Source organism: uncultured Phenylobacterium sp. (genome assembly GCF_902826855.1).
Lineage (GTDB): Bacteria > Pseudomonadota > Alphaproteobacteria > Caulobacterales > Caulobacteraceae > Phenylobacterium.
The window spans coordinates 1-15,472 of the sequence record NZ_CADEGK010000111.1; the positions used below are offsets into that span (position 1 = coordinate 1).

The 15,472-nt window shown below is 68.8% G+C and carries 17 protein-coding genes; 11 read left to right on the forward strand and 6 right to left on the reverse strand.

The annotated features are described in order from the left end of the window. Positions 1–152 precede the first annotated feature (152 nt). Complete coding sequence (locus QZV94_RS15265) at positions 153–635, forward strand: peroxiredoxin (protein WP_293678765.1); 483 nt, start codon at positions 153–155, stop codon at positions 633–635. On the opposite strand, the gene QZV94_RS15270 is transcribed toward QZV94_RS15265, so the two are convergent. Further along, positions 632–1,153: a DNA-3-methyladenine glycosylase gene (locus QZV94_RS15270; RefSeq protein WP_293678766.1), complete on the reverse strand. Its 522-nt coding sequence runs from the start codon at positions 1,151–1,153 to the stop codon at positions 632–634. The genes QZV94_RS15265 and QZV94_RS15270 overlap by 4 nt on opposite strands. A gap of 94 nt (positions 1,154–1,247) precedes the next feature. On the opposite strand from QZV94_RS15270, the gene QZV94_RS15275 reads away from it, so the two are divergent. The 3 genes from QZV94_RS15275 to QZV94_RS15285 are packed head-to-tail and all read left to right on the forward strand — an operon-like array spanning position 1,248 to position 3,855. Further along, a complete protein-coding gene (locus QZV94_RS15275; protein WP_293678767.1) occupies positions 1,248–2,426 on the forward strand; it encodes an amidohydrolase family protein in 1,179 nt (392 codons plus the stop codon). Positions 2,427–2,436: 10 nt separating this feature from the next. Further along, positions 2,437–3,546, forward strand: a complete 1,110-nt coding sequence (locus QZV94_RS15280; RefSeq protein ID WP_293678768.1) for an esterase-like activity of phytase family protein — start codon at positions 2,437–2,439, stop codon at positions 3,544–3,546. A gap of 33 nt (positions 3,547–3,579) precedes the next feature. Beyond that, positions 3,580–3,855 carry a hypothetical protein gene (locus QZV94_RS15285; protein ID WP_293678769.1) on the forward strand — a complete coding sequence of 92 codons (276 nt, stop codon included), beginning with the start codon at positions 3,580–3,582 and terminating at the stop codon, positions 3,853–3,855. Between the two features lie 6 nt (positions 3,856–3,861). Here QZV94_RS15285 and QZV94_RS15290 read toward each other — a convergent pair whose 3' ends face one another. Further along, the gene (locus QZV94_RS15290; RefSeq protein ID WP_293678770.1) at positions 3,862–4,656 is read right to left on the reverse strand and encodes an SDR family oxidoreductase; all 795 of its coding nucleotides are present in this window, start codon (positions 4,654–4,656) and stop codon (positions 3,862–3,864) included. A gap of 62 nt (positions 4,657–4,718) precedes the next feature. Next, positions 4,719–5,456 carry an extensin family protein gene (locus QZV94_RS15295; RefSeq protein ID WP_293678771.1) on the reverse strand — a complete coding sequence of 246 codons (738 nt, stop codon included), beginning with the start codon at positions 5,454–5,456 and terminating at the stop codon, positions 4,719–4,721. Between the two features lie 131 nt (positions 5,457–5,587). Between QZV94_RS15295 and QZV94_RS15300 the strand changes: the two genes are divergently transcribed. The 5 genes from QZV94_RS15300 to QZV94_RS15320 all read left to right on the forward strand — a co-directional run bounded on the left by QZV94_RS15300 (position 5,588) and on the right by QZV94_RS15320 (position 11,044). Next, on the forward strand, positions 5,588–6,208 hold the full coding sequence (locus QZV94_RS15300; protein ID WP_293678772.1) for an ATP-dependent Clp protease proteolytic subunit: 621 nt from the start codon (positions 5,588–5,590) through the stop codon (positions 6,206–6,208). Between the two features lie 4 nt (positions 6,209–6,212). After that, positions 6,213–7,832: an alpha-glucosidase gene (locus tag QZV94_RS15305; protein ID WP_293678773.1), complete on the forward strand. Its 1,620-nt coding sequence runs from the start codon at positions 6,213–6,215 to the stop codon at positions 7,830–7,832. 88 nt (positions 7,833–7,920) lie between these two features. Next, on the forward strand, positions 7,921–8,373 hold the full coding sequence (locus QZV94_RS15310; RefSeq protein ID WP_293678774.1) for a cytochrome c: 453 nt from the start codon (positions 7,921–7,923) through the stop codon (positions 8,371–8,373). 37 nt (positions 8,374–8,410) lie between these two features. Next, positions 8,411–9,340 carry a cytochrome c gene (locus QZV94_RS15315; RefSeq protein WP_293678775.1) on the forward strand — a complete coding sequence of 310 codons (930 nt, stop codon included), beginning with the start codon at positions 8,411–8,413 and terminating at the stop codon, positions 9,338–9,340. A gap of 42 nt (positions 9,341–9,382) precedes the next feature. After that, entirely contained in the window at positions 9,383–11,044 is a 1,662-nt protein-coding gene (locus QZV94_RS15320; protein WP_293678776.1) for an MFS transporter, read from the forward strand. Positions 11,045–11,077: 33 nt separating this feature from the next. Here QZV94_RS15320 and QZV94_RS15325 read toward each other — a convergent pair whose 3' ends face one another. From QZV94_RS15325 to QZV94_RS15335, 3 genes are read right to left on the reverse strand one after another with little or no spacing between them, the layout of a single operon-like run. Beyond that, a complete protein-coding gene (locus QZV94_RS15325) occupies positions 11,078–13,045 on the reverse strand; it encodes a PAS domain S-box protein (RefSeq protein ID WP_293678777.1) in 1,968 nt (655 codons plus the stop codon). Then, positions 12,999–13,883 (reverse strand): bifunctional precorrin-2 dehydrogenase/sirohydrochlorin ferrochelatase, encoded by an 885-nt coding sequence (locus QZV94_RS15330; protein ID WP_293678778.1) that lies wholly within the window; start codon positions 13,881–13,883, stop codon positions 12,999–13,001. The genes QZV94_RS15325 and QZV94_RS15330 overlap by 47 nt, the downstream gene beginning before the upstream one ends. Before the next feature lie 15 nt (positions 13,884–13,898). Next, positions 13,899–14,252: a c-type cytochrome gene (locus QZV94_RS15335; RefSeq protein WP_293678779.1), complete on the reverse strand. Its 354-nt coding sequence runs from the start codon at positions 14,250–14,252 to the stop codon at positions 13,899–13,901. 124 nt (positions 14,253–14,376) lie between these two features. On the opposite strand from QZV94_RS15335, the gene QZV94_RS15340 reads away from it, so the two are divergent. Continuing rightward, complete coding sequence (locus QZV94_RS15340; RefSeq protein ID WP_293678780.1) at positions 14,377–14,847, forward strand: (2Fe-2S)-binding protein; 471 nt, start codon at positions 14,377–14,379, stop codon at positions 14,845–14,847. 2 nt (positions 14,848–14,849) lie between these two features. After that, on the forward strand, positions 14,850–15,472 hold a 623-nt coding region (locus QZV94_RS15345; protein ID WP_293678781.1), incomplete at its 3' end, for a molybdopterin cofactor-binding domain-containing protein.

Here is a 15,472-nt window from a genome sequence, read left to right on the forward strand (position 1 = left end):
GAGAAAGGCGCCTTCCATCGCCGATTCATTTCGGCGGGGAACGTGGCGACATCAAGGGGTCTTATCCCTAGGCGCTTCAAATCGGGCTTACCGAGGACCGGTCTTCGGGCTATCTGCGGCCCACGAACCCCAAGACGAAGGACGATACCGCCATGACCATCAAAGTGGGCGACAAGGTGCCTGACGTGACCGTGACCCAGGCGACCGCCGAGGGGCCCAAGCCCGTCAAGACGGGCGAGTTCTTCGCCGGCAAGACCGTGGCGCTGTTCGCGCTGCCGGGCGCTTTCACGCCCACCTGCTCGGCCAAGCACCTGCCCGGCTTCAAGCAACTGGGGCCGGACCTGAAGAAGAAGGGCGTCGACGTCATCGCCTGCCTTTCGGTCAATGACGCCTTCGTCATGAAGGCCTGGGGCGAAGATCAGGCGGTGGGCGACGACATCGTCATGCTGGCCGACGGCAACGCCGACTTCACCTCCGCCGTCGGCCTGGAGATGGACGGCAGCAAGTTCGGCATGGGCAAGCGCTCGCAGCGCTACTCCATGATCGTCAAGGACGGCGTGGTGAAGGAGCTCAACGTCGAGCAGGGCGGCGAATTCAAGGTCTCCGCCGCCGACTACATGCTGGCGCAGCTCTAGCCTTTCGGGAACGGCCGGCTCAGGAAACGCGAGCCGGCCTCTCCGAACCGCCAGGGGACCTCGGCCGCCTTGGTGATCCCGATCCGCGGCCCGGCGACGACCCAGGGGGCGGATCCTTGCCTCAGCTCGAACGGCGGCCGCTCCAGCGACATTCCATCGTGCTCGCGGCTGACGCCCAGGGCCTGGCAGAGCTTGCCCGGGCCGGAGCACAGGGTGCGCGGGTCGGCCAGGCCGCGCCGCTCGGCCATCATCTCCAGGCCGGCGGTCGGCTCGACCGCGCGGATCAGCACCGCTCCGCCCGGCGCGCCATCCCAGCACACGAAGTTCATGCACCAGTGGATGCCGTAGGAGCGATAGACGTAGAGGTGGGCCGGCGGGCCGAACATCACGGCGTTGCGCGGCGTCGGCCCCGAGTAGCTGTGCGAAGCGGGGTCCTCATGGTGGTAGGCCTCGGTCTCCACGATCCGCCCGCCGACGCCATCCAGGAACACCTCCCAGCCGATCAGGTCGGGCGCCACCAGGGCGGGATGGCGCGCCCAGAAATCTTGACGGACCCCGTCTGAGCGTCCGGTATGCGCGGGCGAGAGCGAAGACATCCTGGGAGGATGGCCCATGCCGTACGTCGAAGGCCAGACCGTGCATGACGCCGACAGCCACGTCATGGAGCTGCCGGGACAGATCAACGGCTACGTCGACCCGAAATTCCGCGATGCGTTCGTGGCCAAGATCGGCAAGAAGGCCATCCTGACCGAGTGGTTCGCCAAGGCCGACCGGCTGCACGACGACCCCGAGTTCCGCGCGGGCGCGGAGGCCAACATCCTCCTGCGCAAGAACTACGAGGCCTTGGGCGCCTTCCGCGCGGCGGACCGCCCGGCCACGCTGGATCACCTGGGGTTCGCCAGCCAGTTGGTGTTCTCCACCGCATGCCTTTCCAACTTCGGGCTGGAGCAGATGGGCGAGGTGGAGCTGGCGGTCGAGGCCGCCCGCGCCCACAACCGGATGATGACGGAGTTCTGCTCTGTCGACCGCCGCCTGCTGGCCACCGGCTACGTCCCGCTGGTCGACCGCGCCGCAGCGCCGCAGATCGCGCGCGAGGCCATCGCTCTGGGCGCCAAGGGTCTTGTCATCCCCTCGCGCCATCCCGGCTTCTCGCCCAGCCACCGCGAGCTGGACCCCCTGTGGGCGGTCGCTCAGGAGGCCGGCCTGCCCATCCTCTTCCACGTGGGCGGGGAGGAGAAGATGGACCGGGAGTACCTGGAGAACGGCCTGCCCTACGTGAAGGACTTCCACGGCGGCGACGAGAATTTCACCTCGCTGACGTTCATGGCGATCCCGCTCAGCGCCTGGCAGACGGTGTCGGCCCTGGTCATCGACGGCGTCTTCGACCGCTTCCCGAAGCTGAAATTCGGGGCCATCGAGCTGGGCGCTTCCTGGCTCCCCAGCCTGATGAAGTTCCTGGATTCCGGCGTCGCGGCGTTCGGCAAGGAGGAGCGTCTCCAACGCCTGTCGGGCACGCCATCCGAGATCCTGCGCCGACAGTTCCGCGTCACCCCGTATCCGCACGAGGACGTGCGCTGGATCATGGAGAATTCGGGCGAGGATATGGTGCTGTTCTCTTCGGACTTCCCGCACATCGAAGGCGGCCGCAATCCGCTGAAGCGGTTCAACGACAACCTGGCCGGCGTCGACGAGCGCGCGAAGCGGAAGTTCTACCGCGACAACTTCATCGACCTGATGGGCGCCGGCCTCGACCCGTCGCTGCACGACCTGCCGTCGCTCGCCACGGCATAGGCCTTCGGTATTGCGGCCCACGGTCACGGAACTCCGCTGGCGCGACCCGCCGCTTGCGGCCATCGACACGCCCAAGGGCCGACTGCGGCTGACGCTCAGCGTCGGTTCGGGGCTGAGCCGGCGGGCAGGCGACACCGCCGGCCGGGTTTGGGGCCTGGGCGACCGCGGGCCCAACATGAAAGTCAAGGTGGCCCGCCAGCGCTACGGGCTGGAGCATCTCAAGCCGCTGAAGGACCTGGCCGGCGCCAAGATCCTGCCGCTGCCGGACTTCCAGCCGCTGCTGGCGGAGCTACAGGTGGGGCCGGAGCGGGTGGAGCTGGTTCGCACCCTGCCGCTGCGCACCCTGGCCGCCCCGTTCTCCGGCCGCCCGCTGCCGGGCGGCGACAGCGCCGAGATGGAGCCCACCTTCGACCTGGACGGCCAGCCCCTGGCCACCGATGTGGCGGGTTGCGACCCGGAGGGGGTCGCAGCGCTCGCCGACGGCGGCTTCTGGGTCGCCGAGGAGTACGGCCCTTCCCTGCTGAGGGTCGGCCCCGATGGGGTCGTGACGGCGCGCTGGAACCCCCAGGGCCTGGCGCTGCCCGGCGCCGAGCAGCGGCTCCCCGCGGCGGCGCTTCGCCGTCGCCTCAACCGCGGCTTTGAAGGGGTGTGCGTGTCAGGCGACGAGCTCTGGCTCTACGCCGTCTTCCAAAGCGCGCTTGAGGGCGACGGCCTGCTAGCCACAACCATATGGAAGCTGGACGCCCGTGACGGGACCCTGGCGGCCTCCTACGCCTATCCGTTCGACCCCACCGCCAGCTTCCGCCGCGACGCCGCGGCCGGCGAGGCCAAGGCCGACGACCTCAAGGTCTGCGAGCTTGTCTGGCTGGGTCCGGACCGCCTGCTGGTGCTGGAGCGCATGAGCCGCGATGCCCGCCTCTACACCGTCGAGTTGAACGGCCCCGCCCCGCTCGCCAAGACCCAGGTGTTCTCGACCGACGACCACCCGGAGGTCGCCCCGGACCTGGAGGGCGCGGCCCTGCTCTCCGATCGCGAACTCCTGCTGGCCACCGACAACGACTTCGGGACCGAGGGCGCGGAAACCCGCTTCTACCGCCTCACCTGGGACGCGCCGCTCTAGCCGGGGACCACGAAACTCGCCAGGCTTGGCCGCGTGAGTGAGTTGAACGCCGACGTCTTCGTGGTGACCCTGGAGGGACTGGAGCCCGGTGCGACGTCGCCGCTGACCGTGCTGGCCTTCGTCCGTGCGGACGAGGAGGTCGATGCGGAGCGCAAGGCCGCCGCCGAGCTGGAGCACTTCGGCTGGACCGAGGTCCGCGCCCTGCGCTGCGCCTGCGTCCTCGACGCAGCCGCCCTGCCGGAGGACTTCCGCGAGACCATGGAGAAGGCGCTCCGCTACGGCGTCGCCCTGATCATCTACGATCCCTGAGAGGAGTCAGCAGGTCGCGCCGCCATCCACCACCAGGGTCTGGCCCGTCGTCCAGGCGCCCGCTCGGGAGGCCAGGTAGACCGCGGCTCCGGCGATGTCGTCGGGCTGGCCCAGGCGCCGCAACGGAGTATCCTCACTCTCGCGCGCCTCGCCCTCGGGCGTATCCCATAACGCCCTGGCGAAGTCGGTCTTCACCAGGCCGGGGGCCACGCAATTTACCCGGATGTTATGCGGCCCCAGCTCCTGGGCGAGGTTGCGGGCCAGCTGCATGTCGGCAGCCTTGGAGATGCAGTAGGCGCCGATCACCTTGTTGCCGCGCAGGCCGCCCACCGACGAGATGATGATGATCGACCCGTCGCCCCGGGCCTTCATCTCGGGGACCACCATCTGGATCATCCAGTTGTTGGCGATGATGTTGTTGGACAGGATCTTCGAGAAGGCGTCGTCGGGGATATCGAGCTGTGACCCGTAGAACGGGTTGGACGCGGCGTTGCAGACCAGGATGTCGATCTGGCCGAACGTCCTGCGGGTCTCGTCCATTAGCCGCTGCAGGTCCTCCTTCGAGGAGATGTTGGCCGGCACGGCGATGGCGTGGCCGGGGCTCTTCGCGTTGATGGCGGCCGCCACCTCGTCGCAAGGGCCCGGCTTGCGTGAGGAGATCACCACTTTGGCGCCGTAGTGGGCGAAGTGCTCGGCGATGGCCTTGCCGATCCCGCGCGATGAGCCGGTGATGACCGCCACCTTGCCGGTGAGGTCGAACAGGCCCTTGGCGCTGACCTTGGGGGCTTCCAGAACGGCCATGTGCATCTCCCGAAACGGTGGCGGCCATTTGCGGGGCGGCGTGCGCACAGGTCAACCCGGGCCTAGCGGCAGACGCGGTAGGGGCCACGGTCCAGGTGCAGGTGATCGCGGTGGGCGGCGTTGTAATCCGGGCTAAGTACAGCGCGGAACCAGGGGCAGGCGCCGTCGCGCACGCGGCGCAGGAAGCGGCCCTGCGGACCTTCGTCCCGGAAGTGGCTGACGACGGCGATGCGCGCGCCCCCGGCTGTTCGGAAAGCCGCCACATCGAGGGCGTTGGCGTGGGCGTGCTCGCTGCGGCGGCCCTCAGCCTGGCCGTAGATGTTGCGGCAGGCATAGGTCCCGTAGTGCTCGACCCGGACGATCGGTTGCCGCAGCTCAGCCCTGGCTGCGGGCTGCACGGCGTGGCGGGTCCAGAAGGCATAGGCGAGCGCCTCGCGGCAGGTCATCAGCGGCGCGGCGGGCGACAAGGCCAGGACGCCCCGTCCCAGGCGCAGGCTGTCGGGCGTCGGGCAGGTTCGCGTCGGCCTCGGGGCCTCGGCGAAGGTGACCTCACCCTCGCGCAGGATGGCCCGGCAGGCGGCGGGATCGGCTGCGGCGCGCTCGAACTTCGCACGGGTCGCCATGCCGACGGGCTCGGCCAGCCGCAGCGGCGTCCACGGCAGGTCCTCCGGCGGCGCCCAGCGCGCCACCGCCGTTCCGACGAGCAGGGCGGCAATCGCCAGGTCGAGCAGCAGCGCGCCCAGGCCGGCCAGGGCAAGGGTTTGCGGGGAGGCGGCCTTCAGGCGCATACGGATCGGCACCTGCGCCAAATGGCCGGCGCCTCCCTGAGGTTCAACCGCTTGCGGTTCGACGGCGGTGGCCGGTAAGGCTTGCCTGAGGCCCCGCGGACCAATACCTCCAAGGCTACAGACCGACTTTGAAGGCGACCCACATGCTGAAATGGATTTCCTACCTCGACGACGAAGACGAGGACGAGGAGGGCAAGGGCCGCCAGCCCGATATGCCGATGAGCGCCGGGCCGGTCCAGAACGCGCTCTACAAGAGCCGCACGGTGCTGATCTTCGGCGAGATCGACATGCGGCTGGCCGAGCGGGTCACCGCCCAGCTCGCCGCCTTCGCGGCCGAGAGCGACAAGCCGATCCGGGTGATCATCAACTCGCCGGGCGGGCACGTGGAGAGCGGCGACACCGTCCACGACATGATCCGCTTCTGCGGCGCCCCGGTGAAGGTGATCGGCACCGGCTGGGTGGCCTCGGCGGGCGCCCACATCTACCTGGGCGCCAAGAAGGAAAACCGCCTCTGCCTGCCCAACACCCGTTTCCTGCTGCACCAGCCGGCCGGCGGCGTGCGCGGCCAGGCCTCGGACATCCAGATCGAAGCCGAGGAGATCATCAAAATGCAGGACCGGGTGAACCGGATGATCGCCAAGGAGACCGGACAGACCTTCGAGAAGGTGGTCAAGGACACCCAGCGGAACTTCTGGATGAGCGCCGAGGAAGCCGTCGACTACGGCCTCGTGGGCAAGATCATCACGGACGCGAGCGAGGTCTGATCCAATGACGGAGCCGTGGTGGAAGGGCGCGATCCTCTACCACGTCTACGTCCGCAGCTTCTTCGACAGCGATGGCGACGGGCACGGCGACCTGCCGGGCGTGCATGCCAAGCTGGACTACATCCAGGGCCTGGGCGTGGACGGTCTCTGGCTGTCGCCGATCCACCCGTCGCCGAACCGCGACTGGGGCTATGACATCGCCGACTTCGAGGGAATCCAGGGCGACTACGGCACGCCCGAGGATTTCCAGTCCCTGCTGGACGCGGCGCATGCTCGCGGGCTGAAGGTGGTGCTGGACGAGGTGCTGAGCCACACCTCCGACGTCCATCCCTGGTTCGTCGAGAGTCTGACCGGCGGCAAGGAGGGGCCCAAGGCCAACTGGTATGTCTGGGCCGACCCGCAGGAAGACGGGACCGCGCCCAACAACTGGTTGTCGGTGTTCGGCGGTCCGGCCTGGGCCTACCAGCCCACCAGGCGCCAGCACTACCACCACAAGTTCCTGCGCCAGCAACCGAAGCTGAACTGGCGCGACCCGGACGCGCGGGAGGCGGCGCTTTCGGTCCTGGACTTCTGGCTCGCCAAGGGCGTCGACGGCTTCCGCCTCGACGTGGCCGGCACCTTCCTCCACGACGCCGCGCTGACGCCCAATCCGGCCGTGCCGATGGCGGAGCGGCGCGGCCTGAACTGGAGCCACGCCGGCAACCTGCAGTTCCACCACTACGACTCCAACCTGGAGGAGAACGTCGAGACCCTGGACGTCATCCGCCGCCGGGTGGAGGCCCACAACGGCCACGGAGGCCCCGACCGTTTCGTGTTCGGTGAGTTCTCGGAAGAGGAGGAGCGCTGCGGCGCGTACCTGACGCCGGCCGATGGCCTCCACTCCGGCTACACCTTCGTGATGCTGCTCGCCCGCAAGCTGGAGGCGGCGTTCGTCACCGACCACTACGCCACGCTGTCGCGCTTCCCGGATCACTGGCCGACGATCAGCTTCTCCAACCATGACGTGCCGCGCACGGCCAGCCGGTTCGGCGGTCCGAACGCTCCGCCGGAGCTGGCGAAGATGCTGTTCGCCCTACTGGTCATGCTGAAGGGCACCACCCTGATCTACCAGGGCGAGGAGCTGGGCCTGCCGCAGGCGGCCCTGCCGCGGCACCTGCTGCGCGACCCGGTCGGAGACCTCTACTACCCCTATGACGGCGGGCGCGACGGGTGCCGCACGCCGATGCCGTGGACGGAGGGGCCGCAGATGGGGTTCACCGACGGCGAGCCCTGGCTGCCGCTGGCCGCCGAGCACCGTGGGCTCTCGGGGGAGGCCCAGGGCGAGGATCCGGACTCGGTGCTCAACTTCTCCAAGGCGGTGATCGCGCTGCGCAAGTCCCAGCCGGCCCTCAGCCTGGGTGGAATCGAGTTTCTGGAGACCGAGGCGCCGCTGATCGCCTTCGTGCGGCGCTATGCCGGCACGTCGATCGCCTGCGTCTTCAACCTGAGCGGCGACCCACAGGTGCTGGCCGCCCCCGCCCTGGCCGGCGCCGAACTCCTGTGGCTGCGTTCAGGTGAGGCGGATCTGCGCGGGGAGTCGGTCGGGCTGTCGCCCTATGCGGCGGCGTTCCTGAGGCTTGGATAGGCAGCGCCGCCGCCGCTCTTGTTCCGCTCCGCCGGGCAAGGTACCTGAGCGCGGGGACAGGCCTGCTGGCGAAATTCCGGAGCTGTTGATGACGCGTATTCGAACGGTTGCGTGGGGCGCTGTCGCCGCCGCCGCGATGGTGCTGGCCGGCGTCGCCGCGTCGGCCGCCAGCGGTCCGGCCGCCGAGCGGCAGGCCATCATGAAGCAGACCGGCCTGCAGATGCGCGACGTCAGCGCCTTCGCCACAGGGCAGAAACCCTGGGACGCCGCCAAGGTCAAAGCCCTTACCGGCGCAATCGCGGCCAACGGCAAGAAGCTGCAAGGCCTCTATCCGCCGGGCAGCGGCGCCGACCCGAAGTCGGAGGCGGACCCGAAGATCTGGACCAACAAGGCTGACTTCACCAAGCGCCTGGCCGAGATGTCCACCCTGGCGACGGCGGCCGGCAAGGCCTCCAACGCCGAGGCCTTCAAGCCCGCGTTCCTGAAGATGAGCGGCACCTGCAAGTCCTGCCACGACATCTACCGCAAGAAGAAGACCTAGGGTCCCTGGGGGACCGCCGTATCGGGGGAGGCGGCGCATGCTGAGGCGCATACTGCTCATCGTGGGCCTGCTGATCGTCGCGGGCGCCGTGAGCTTCTGGCTGGTCACCATGCCGAAGAAGCTGCCGGCTGCGGTGCTGACGGCCGGCTACCGGCCGAACCTGGCCAACGGCGAAGTGATGTTCAACGCCGGCAACTGCTCCGGCTGCCACATCACCCAGGGCCAGTCCGACCGCACCCAGCTGGCCGGCGGCCTCAAGCTGGAGTCGCCGTTCGGGACATTCGTCGCGCCCAACATTTCGCCCGATCCCAAGGCCGGCATCGGCGCCTGGAGCGAGCTGGAGTTCGTAAATGCCGTGAAGCGCGGCACGGGACGGCGCGGCGAGCACCTCTATCCTGCGTTCCCCTACGCCTCCTATGCACTCATGAAGACTTCGGACGTGCGCGACCTGTTCGCCTACATGAAGACCCTGCCGCCCTCCGCGAACCCGAGTCCGCCGCACGAGCTGAGCTTCCCGTTCAACGTCCGCCTCGTGCTGGGCGGCTGGAAATTCCTCTACTTCAAGCCGCAGGAGTTCGTGGCCGACCCGAACCAGTCGGCCGCCTGGAACCGGGGCGCGTATCTGGCCGAGGGCGCGGCCCACTGCGCCGAGTGCCATACGCCGCGCAACGCGCTCGGCGGCCCCGAACTGGACAAGCTCTATGCGGGCGCGCCGAACCTGGAAGCCGGAGGACGGTTCGCCACCAACATCACCTCGCACCCCAAAGACGGTGTCGGCGACTGGACCATCGAGGACATGGCGGGCCTGCTCGCCACCGGCATGGACCGCTGCTTCAACGAACCCACCGGCATGGCCGGGGTGCTGGCCAGCACTTCGAAGCTGAGCGCGGAGGACAACACAGCCATCGCCACCTACATCCACACGCTGCCGGCCAAGGCGGGCAACGGTAAGCACAAGACCTGCTAGCGTCCGGAGACGAGTCGCAGGCGCTGCAGGAGGAATGACAGGATGGCGGAGATCGCCGCGCCGGACCCGGAAGCCGCCAAGCCCACAAGCCTCAAGACCGTCATCGCGGCGTCTTCGGCAGGGACCACCTTCGAGTGGTATGACTTCTTCGTCTTCGGCAGCCTGACCGGCGTCATCTCCAAGACCTTCTTCTCCGGACTGCCGGAGACCGCGGGCCTGGCCGCGGCGCTGGCGCTGTTCGGCGCGGGCTTCCTATTCCGGCCCCTGGGCGCTCTGGTTTTCGGCCGCATCGGTGACCAGGCCGGACGCAAGGGCGCCTTCCTCGCGACCGTGATCCTGATGGGCGGGGCGACCGTCGCGATCGGCCTGCTGCCCTCCTACAATCAGGCCGGGATCATCGGTCCGGCGCTGCTGATCCTGATGCGCATCCTGCAGGGCTTCGCGCTGGGCGGGGAGTATGGGGGCGCGGCGATCTATGTGGCCGAGCATGCGCCGGCCGACGGGCGCGGGGGCGCGACCAGCTGGATCCAGACGTCCGCCGCATTCGGCCTTTTCGGCGCCCTCATCGTGATCCTGGGCACGCGCACCGCGTTGGGCAACGAGGCCTTCGACGCCTGGGGCTGGCGCATCCCGTTCCTGTTCTCTGGTGTCCTCCTGGGCATCTCCATCTGGATGCGCCTGAAGCTCACGGAGAGCCCGGAATTCGCCCGGCTGAAGGCCGAGGGGGGCGCCAGCAAGGCCCCCTTCGCCGAAGCGTTCGGGCAATGGAAGAACCTGAAGCTGGTGCTCATCGCCCTGGTGGGGATCATGTTCGCCCAAGGCGCCGTCTGGTACACGGCCTTCTTCTACGTGCAGACCTTCATGGAGCGGTTCCTGAAGGCGCCGCCGCAGACCATCAACTTCCTGATGATGGCGGCTACCGCGGCGAGCGCGGTGGGCTACGTCTTCTTCGGCTGGCTGTCGGACAGGATCGGCAGGAAGCCGGTCCTGCTCTTCGGCATGACCCTGATGCTGGTCGCCTACTTCCCAGCGTTCCACATGCTGTCACGCACCCTGAACCCGGCGCTGGCGGAGGCGCAGGCGCGCACCCCGGTGGTGGTGATCGCCGATCCGGCGGACTGCTCCCTGCAGTTCGATCCCGTGGGCAAGGCCAGCTTCGTCTCGGCCTGCGACATCGCCAAGTCGACCCTGGCCAACGCGGGGGTCTCCTACTCGAATGAGGCGGGGACGCCCGGCCAGCCGACCTTGGTGCGGATCGGCACGACGACCATCCCGTCCAACAGCGCCAAGGACATGCCGCCGGACGTGGCCAAGGCCGTGAAGGCCACTGTCGAGGGGCGCATCAAGGCCGCGCTCGCCGAGGCAGGCTATCCCACCAAGGCCGATCCGGCCCGGATGAACCTCATCGGCGCCTTCGGCGTGCTGCTGATCTTCGTGACCGCCGCCACTGCGCTCTACGGCCCGATCGCCGCCTGCCTGGTGGAGCTGTTCCCCACGCGGGTTCGCTATACGGCGCTGTCACTGCCCTACCACATCGGCACCGGCTGGGTCGGCGGCTTCGTGCCCTTCACCGCCTTCGCTATCGTGACCACGGTGGGCGACCTCTACTCCGGCCTGTGGTTCCCGTTCACCTTCACGGCGATCTCGGTGGTCGTCTGCCTGCTCTTCCTGCCGGAGACAAAGGGACGGCGGCTGGACGCTTAGCCAGACTCAGCCCGGCGTGCTTGCGGCCGATCGTCAGGCGGCCTCGCGCATCTTGCGAAGCTCGCCGTCAAGGGCGTGGATGTCGACAGGCTTGCGGACCCGCGGCCAGGTTTCGTAGGCCGGATAGTCCTCCAGCTGCTCGTAACCGGAGCAGAAGACGAAAGGCACCGCGTTCGCCTGCAGCCATTCGGCGAGGGGGTACACCGGCTTCCCGGCCAAGTTGACATCCAGCACCGCGGCGTCGGGCAGGCCGTCTTCGATCAGTCGTCGGGCTTCCTCGATGGTGGCGGCCGGCCCGACGATCTCCCATCCCAGCGACGCCAGGTCCTGGCAGACCGCCATGGCGATCAGCGATTCGTCCTCTACGACGAGCAGCCGCCCTCTCCGCCGAATGATGTCGTGAGCGCCGGGCGTCAGGCCGACCGCAGACCCGGGCGAGGCGGTGACATCGGGCCGGTACGCCCATGCCGGCAGGGTGGCGACGAGCTGCATGCCGGAGGTCGGCCAGTCCATGACCAGCGCGCCGCCGAGCTGCCGGGTGGCGACCTCCCGCACCAGGGTCGAGCCGAAGCCAGACTGCGCGGGCGACGTCGTCGTCGGTCCGCCCGTCTCGCTCCAGCGCAACTCCAGCCCGCCGTCCGCCAGGATGGACCAGCCGATGTCGATCCTGCCTGAGTCCATCGACAGGGCGCCGTATTTCACCGCGTTGGTCGCGAGCTCGTGAATCAACAGGCTGATCGGCTGCACAGCGGCGGGTGGCAGGGTGATCGCGGGCCCGCTAATCCTGACCTGGTCATCGCGATGGTACGGCGCGGTCTCGTCGGCGACGATCTGGGCCAGGTCCCCGCCTTCCCATTGGTTTTGTGCGAGCAGGGAGTGAGCCCGGCCCAGGGCGGCGACGCGGCCCTGCACCGCGGCGATGAACTCCTCCTTGGTGTTCGCGCGGGTCAGCGAGACGACCGCCTGGACGACCGCCAGAGCGTTCTTTGCGCGGTGGTCGACCTCGCGGGCCAGTAGGTGACGGGCCTCTTCATTCGCGCGGCGTTCAGTGATGTCGCGCAGGATGACGGTGGCGATCCGCACCCCTCCGACCTCGACCTGCGAGATCGACGCCTCGACCGGGAATTCCTCGCCGCTGGCCCTCAGCCCGCTGACGGCGCCCAGGGCGCCCATCCGGCGGTTGGTGACGCCGGCGACTTTGAAGTGGCGGATATGTTCGCCGTGTCCGGGGCGGAACCGCTCTGGGATGAACTGTTCGAGTGGCGCGCCAACCGCCTCAGCGATGCCGACGCCGAACATCTGCTCGGCGGCGGGGTTGAACAGGATGATCCGCTGCTGCTCGTCGACCGTGATCAGCGCGTCCATCGCCGATTCGACGATACCCTCCATGCGCCGGCGGCTTTCCAGCAGCGCGTCTTCGGCGGCCTGTCGCTCGGTGATGTCGCGCAGGATCACGGTGGACAGACGTTCGTCGCCAACCTGCACCTGCGAGATGGACGCCTCGATCGGAAATTCCTGGCCGTCGGCGCGAAGTCCGCTGATGGCGCCCAGCGATCCCATCTGGCGGCTGGTGACGCCGGTGAGGGCGAAGCGATGGATGTGCGCCGTATGGGTCTCGCGATACCGCTCCGGCATGAACTGCGAGATGTGCTGGCCAACCGCCTGGGCCGCCGAGAGTCCGAACATGCGCTCGGCCGCGGGGTTGAAGAGGACGATCCGCTGCTCGTCGTTGACGGTGATGATGCCATCCATCGCGGAAGCGACGATGCCCTCCAGCCGCTGCATCGCTTCGATAGCGTTTCGCGAAATCTGCGCTTGGCGAGGACGGGTCGGCATAGCGTGTCCCTCGGGTGGCGTCACACAGTACGCCGACGCGCTCACACCCAAGACACTCTTAAGTTGTTTTTTGTCCGTTGAGCGACCCATTGTTTTCAGGGCCGATTTAAACGCTGGATCAGCCCGCGATCGGCAGGATCTCGGTGGCGACGCCCATTGCGGCAAGGGCGGCCTGCTCGGTGCGCCAGGCAGGCGTCGTGACCAATCTCGCGACGATCAGGCCCTCGGCGACGAGGGCGGACAACTGGGCCGGCGTCTGCACCGGGCGCCGCTCGGCGTCGCGGCGAGCGAGGCCCAGGACCTGATCATCGATCTCGGCATCGCAGACCAGCAGATCGGCCGCCGCAAGCGCGCGGGCGGCCTTGAGCGTGAGCATCTCGGCTGGTCCACGGGCGTCGATGTAGCGTACGGCGCCGGCGAGCCGCGGGTTGTCGCCTAGGGCAGCCCGCAGCCGTTCCTTCGCGCTTTCCAGATCGCCGGCCATGGCGGCCTCGGCGGCAGGCCCGGTCAGCGCCGCCCGCAGGAAGCGCCGCCGCGCGGCGGCCTCCGGCAAGGCGGCGCGGATCTCGGGCTGCATCACCCGGAACAGGGCCGCCAGCCGTCCGGCGCCCTCCGGCACGCGCGCCTCGATGTCGTGGCGTAGCAGGGTCGCCAGCATGGGCGAACCGCCGCCGGTGCCGATCGCGGCCACCACCTCGCCGCGGTCGATCACCGCGGGCGTGGTGAAGTCGCAGAGGGCCGGGCGGTCGACGGCGTTGACCGGCACATGGGCGGCGTGGGCGGCCGCCACGGCCCCACGGACCCAGGCCTCGTCATCGCCGGCCACGAAGGCCAGGGTCATCCCGGCGTAGGCCTTCGGGTCGAGCGCGGTGGCCCCGGTAAGCCGAACGACCCTGGCAGGTGAGCCGTCGAAAAGGCGCACCTTTGCATCCGCCGCCTCGCCTTGACCCGCGATGGCCACCGACCGGCCGGTAAGCGGGAAGAAGGCGGGGAAGGCGTCCATGCCTGTCCGGGATGCCTACTTGAGGGTCTTCAGGTACGCGACGATCGCCGCGCGGTTGGCGTCGTCGGTCACCGACATCATCATCGTTGTGCCCGGCGTATGGGCGGCGGGCTCCTTCAGGAAGGCGTCCAGTTCCTCGTCCGTCCACGTCGCTCCGGCCTCGCCTTTGGCCTTCATCGCATCGGAGAAGGCGAAGCTGCCAGATCCGATCTTGCGGCCGGCGACCCCGGTCAGACTCGGCGCCTGGCTCTCATCGGCGTGGCAGAAGCTGCATTGCAGGTCGTAGAGCTGCTTGCCATCCGGCTGCGCGAGCGCCGGGACGGCGCCGAGCGAGAGGGCGAGGGCGACGAGGACGGCGGCGCGGGGCATGGACTCTCCTGGGCTTCGCAGTTGCGCTAGCGACATAGACGCTGGATCGCCCGCCGGCCAAGCAACGATTTCCGCGCCGGTCTGAACGATGTTAGGATTGCGGCTGAATCAGGCTGGAGGCCTCATGGCGACCAAGGTGGATGTGAACGGGCGGGCCTACGACGTCAACTCGCCCCCCGACACGCCGCTCCTATGGGTCCTGCGAGATGAACTGGGCCTGACCGGGACCAAGTACGGCTGCGGCGTGGCCCAATGCGGCGCCTGCACGGTGCTCGCCGACGGCCAGGCGGTGCGGTCCTGCCAGCTGCCGATCTCGGCCGTGGGGACCGCCAAGGTGACCACCATCGAGGGCCTGGGCGGCGCCCATCCCCTGCAGGCGGCCTGGGTGAAGCTGGACGTGCCGCAGTGCGGCTACTGCCAGTCCGGCCAGATCATGAGCGCGGTGGCCCTGCTGGCCACCACGCCCAAGCCCGACGACGCCGCGATCACCGCGGCCATGGATGGCAACATCTGTCGGTGCGGCGCCTATCAGCGCATTCGCGCGGCGATAAAGGACGCGGCTGGCGCGGCCCAACCGGCGTCGGTCAAGGCGTGAGCATGACCCAAGCCGTTAGCCGGCGGAACTTCCTGGCCGTCAGCGCGACCATGGCGGGCGGGACTCTCTTGGTCGGTTGCTCGCCCATGGGCCTCATGAGCCTGGGCGCCGAGAATGATTTCGGGGCGTTCGGGCCATTCCTGAAGTTCGCGGCGGACGGCACGGTGACCGTCATCTCAAAACACATCGAATTCGGCCAGGGGAACCATGCCGGCCTCGCCGCCATCGCTGCCGAGGAGCTGGGCGCGGACTGGACCAGGGTGACGGTCGAGCAGGCCGCCGCCAACACCAAGGTCTACGGCAACGCCATGGTGGGCGGCGCCCAGGGCACTGGCGGCTCCAGCGCCATTTCCAGTTCCTGGACGGGGATGCGTCAGGCCGGCGCGGCGGCGCGGGCCATGTTCATCGAGGCGGCCGCCAAGACCTGGGGCGTGCCGGCGAGTGAGGTGACACTGGTCGATGGCGTCATCGCCCACCCGTCGGGCAAGCGGGCCGGCTTCGGCGACCTCCTGGCGGAGGCGGCCAAGGTGACCCCGCCGGCCAACCCGCCGCTGAAGGACCCCAGGACCTTCACCCTGATCGGGACCGACCGGGTGCGGCGCAAGGATTCCGGCGCCAAGAGCAC

What these genes read in the sequence shown, in the direction of transcription:
- QZV94_RS15265 (WP_293678765.1), top strand. Translation starts at nt 153, where the DNA reads ATGACCATCAAAGTGGGCGACAAGGTGCCTGACGTGACCGTGACCCAG.
- QZV94_RS15275 (WP_293678767.1), top strand. Translation starts at nt 1,248, where the DNA reads ATGCCGTACGTCGAAGGCCAGACCGTGCATGACGCCGACAGCCACGTC.
- QZV94_RS15290 (WP_293678770.1), bottom strand. Translation starts at nt 4,656, where the DNA reads ATGGCCGTTCTGGAAGCCCCCAAGGTCAGCGCCAAGGGCCTGTTCGAC.
- QZV94_RS15300 (WP_293678772.1), top strand. Translation starts at nt 5,588, where the DNA reads ATGCTGAAATGGATTTCCTACCTCGACGACGAAGACGAGGACGAGGAG.
- QZV94_RS15305 (WP_293678773.1), top strand. Translation starts at nt 6,213, where the DNA reads ATGACGGAGCCGTGGTGGAAGGGCGCGATCCTCTACCACGTCTACGTC.
- QZV94_RS15310 (WP_293678774.1), top strand. Translation starts at nt 7,921, where the DNA reads ATGACGCGTATTCGAACGGTTGCGTGGGGCGCTGTCGCCGCCGCCGCG.
- QZV94_RS15315 (WP_293678775.1), top strand. Translation starts at nt 8,411, where the DNA reads ATGCTGAGGCGCATACTGCTCATCGTGGGCCTGCTGATCGTCGCGGGC.
- QZV94_RS15320 (WP_293678776.1), top strand. Translation starts at nt 9,383, where the DNA reads ATGGCGGAGATCGCCGCGCCGGACCCGGAAGCCGCCAAGCCCACAAGC.
- QZV94_RS15330 (WP_293678778.1), bottom strand. Translation starts at nt 13,883, where the DNA reads ATGGACGCCTTCCCCGCCTTCTTCCCGCTTACCGGCCGGTCGGTGGCC.
- QZV94_RS15335 (WP_293678779.1), bottom strand. Translation starts at nt 14,252, where the DNA reads ATGCCCCGCGCCGCCGTCCTCGTCGCCCTCGCCCTCTCGCTCGGCGCC.
- QZV94_RS15340 (WP_293678780.1), top strand. Translation starts at nt 14,377, where the DNA reads ATGGCGACCAAGGTGGATGTGAACGGGCGGGCCTACGACGTCAACTCG.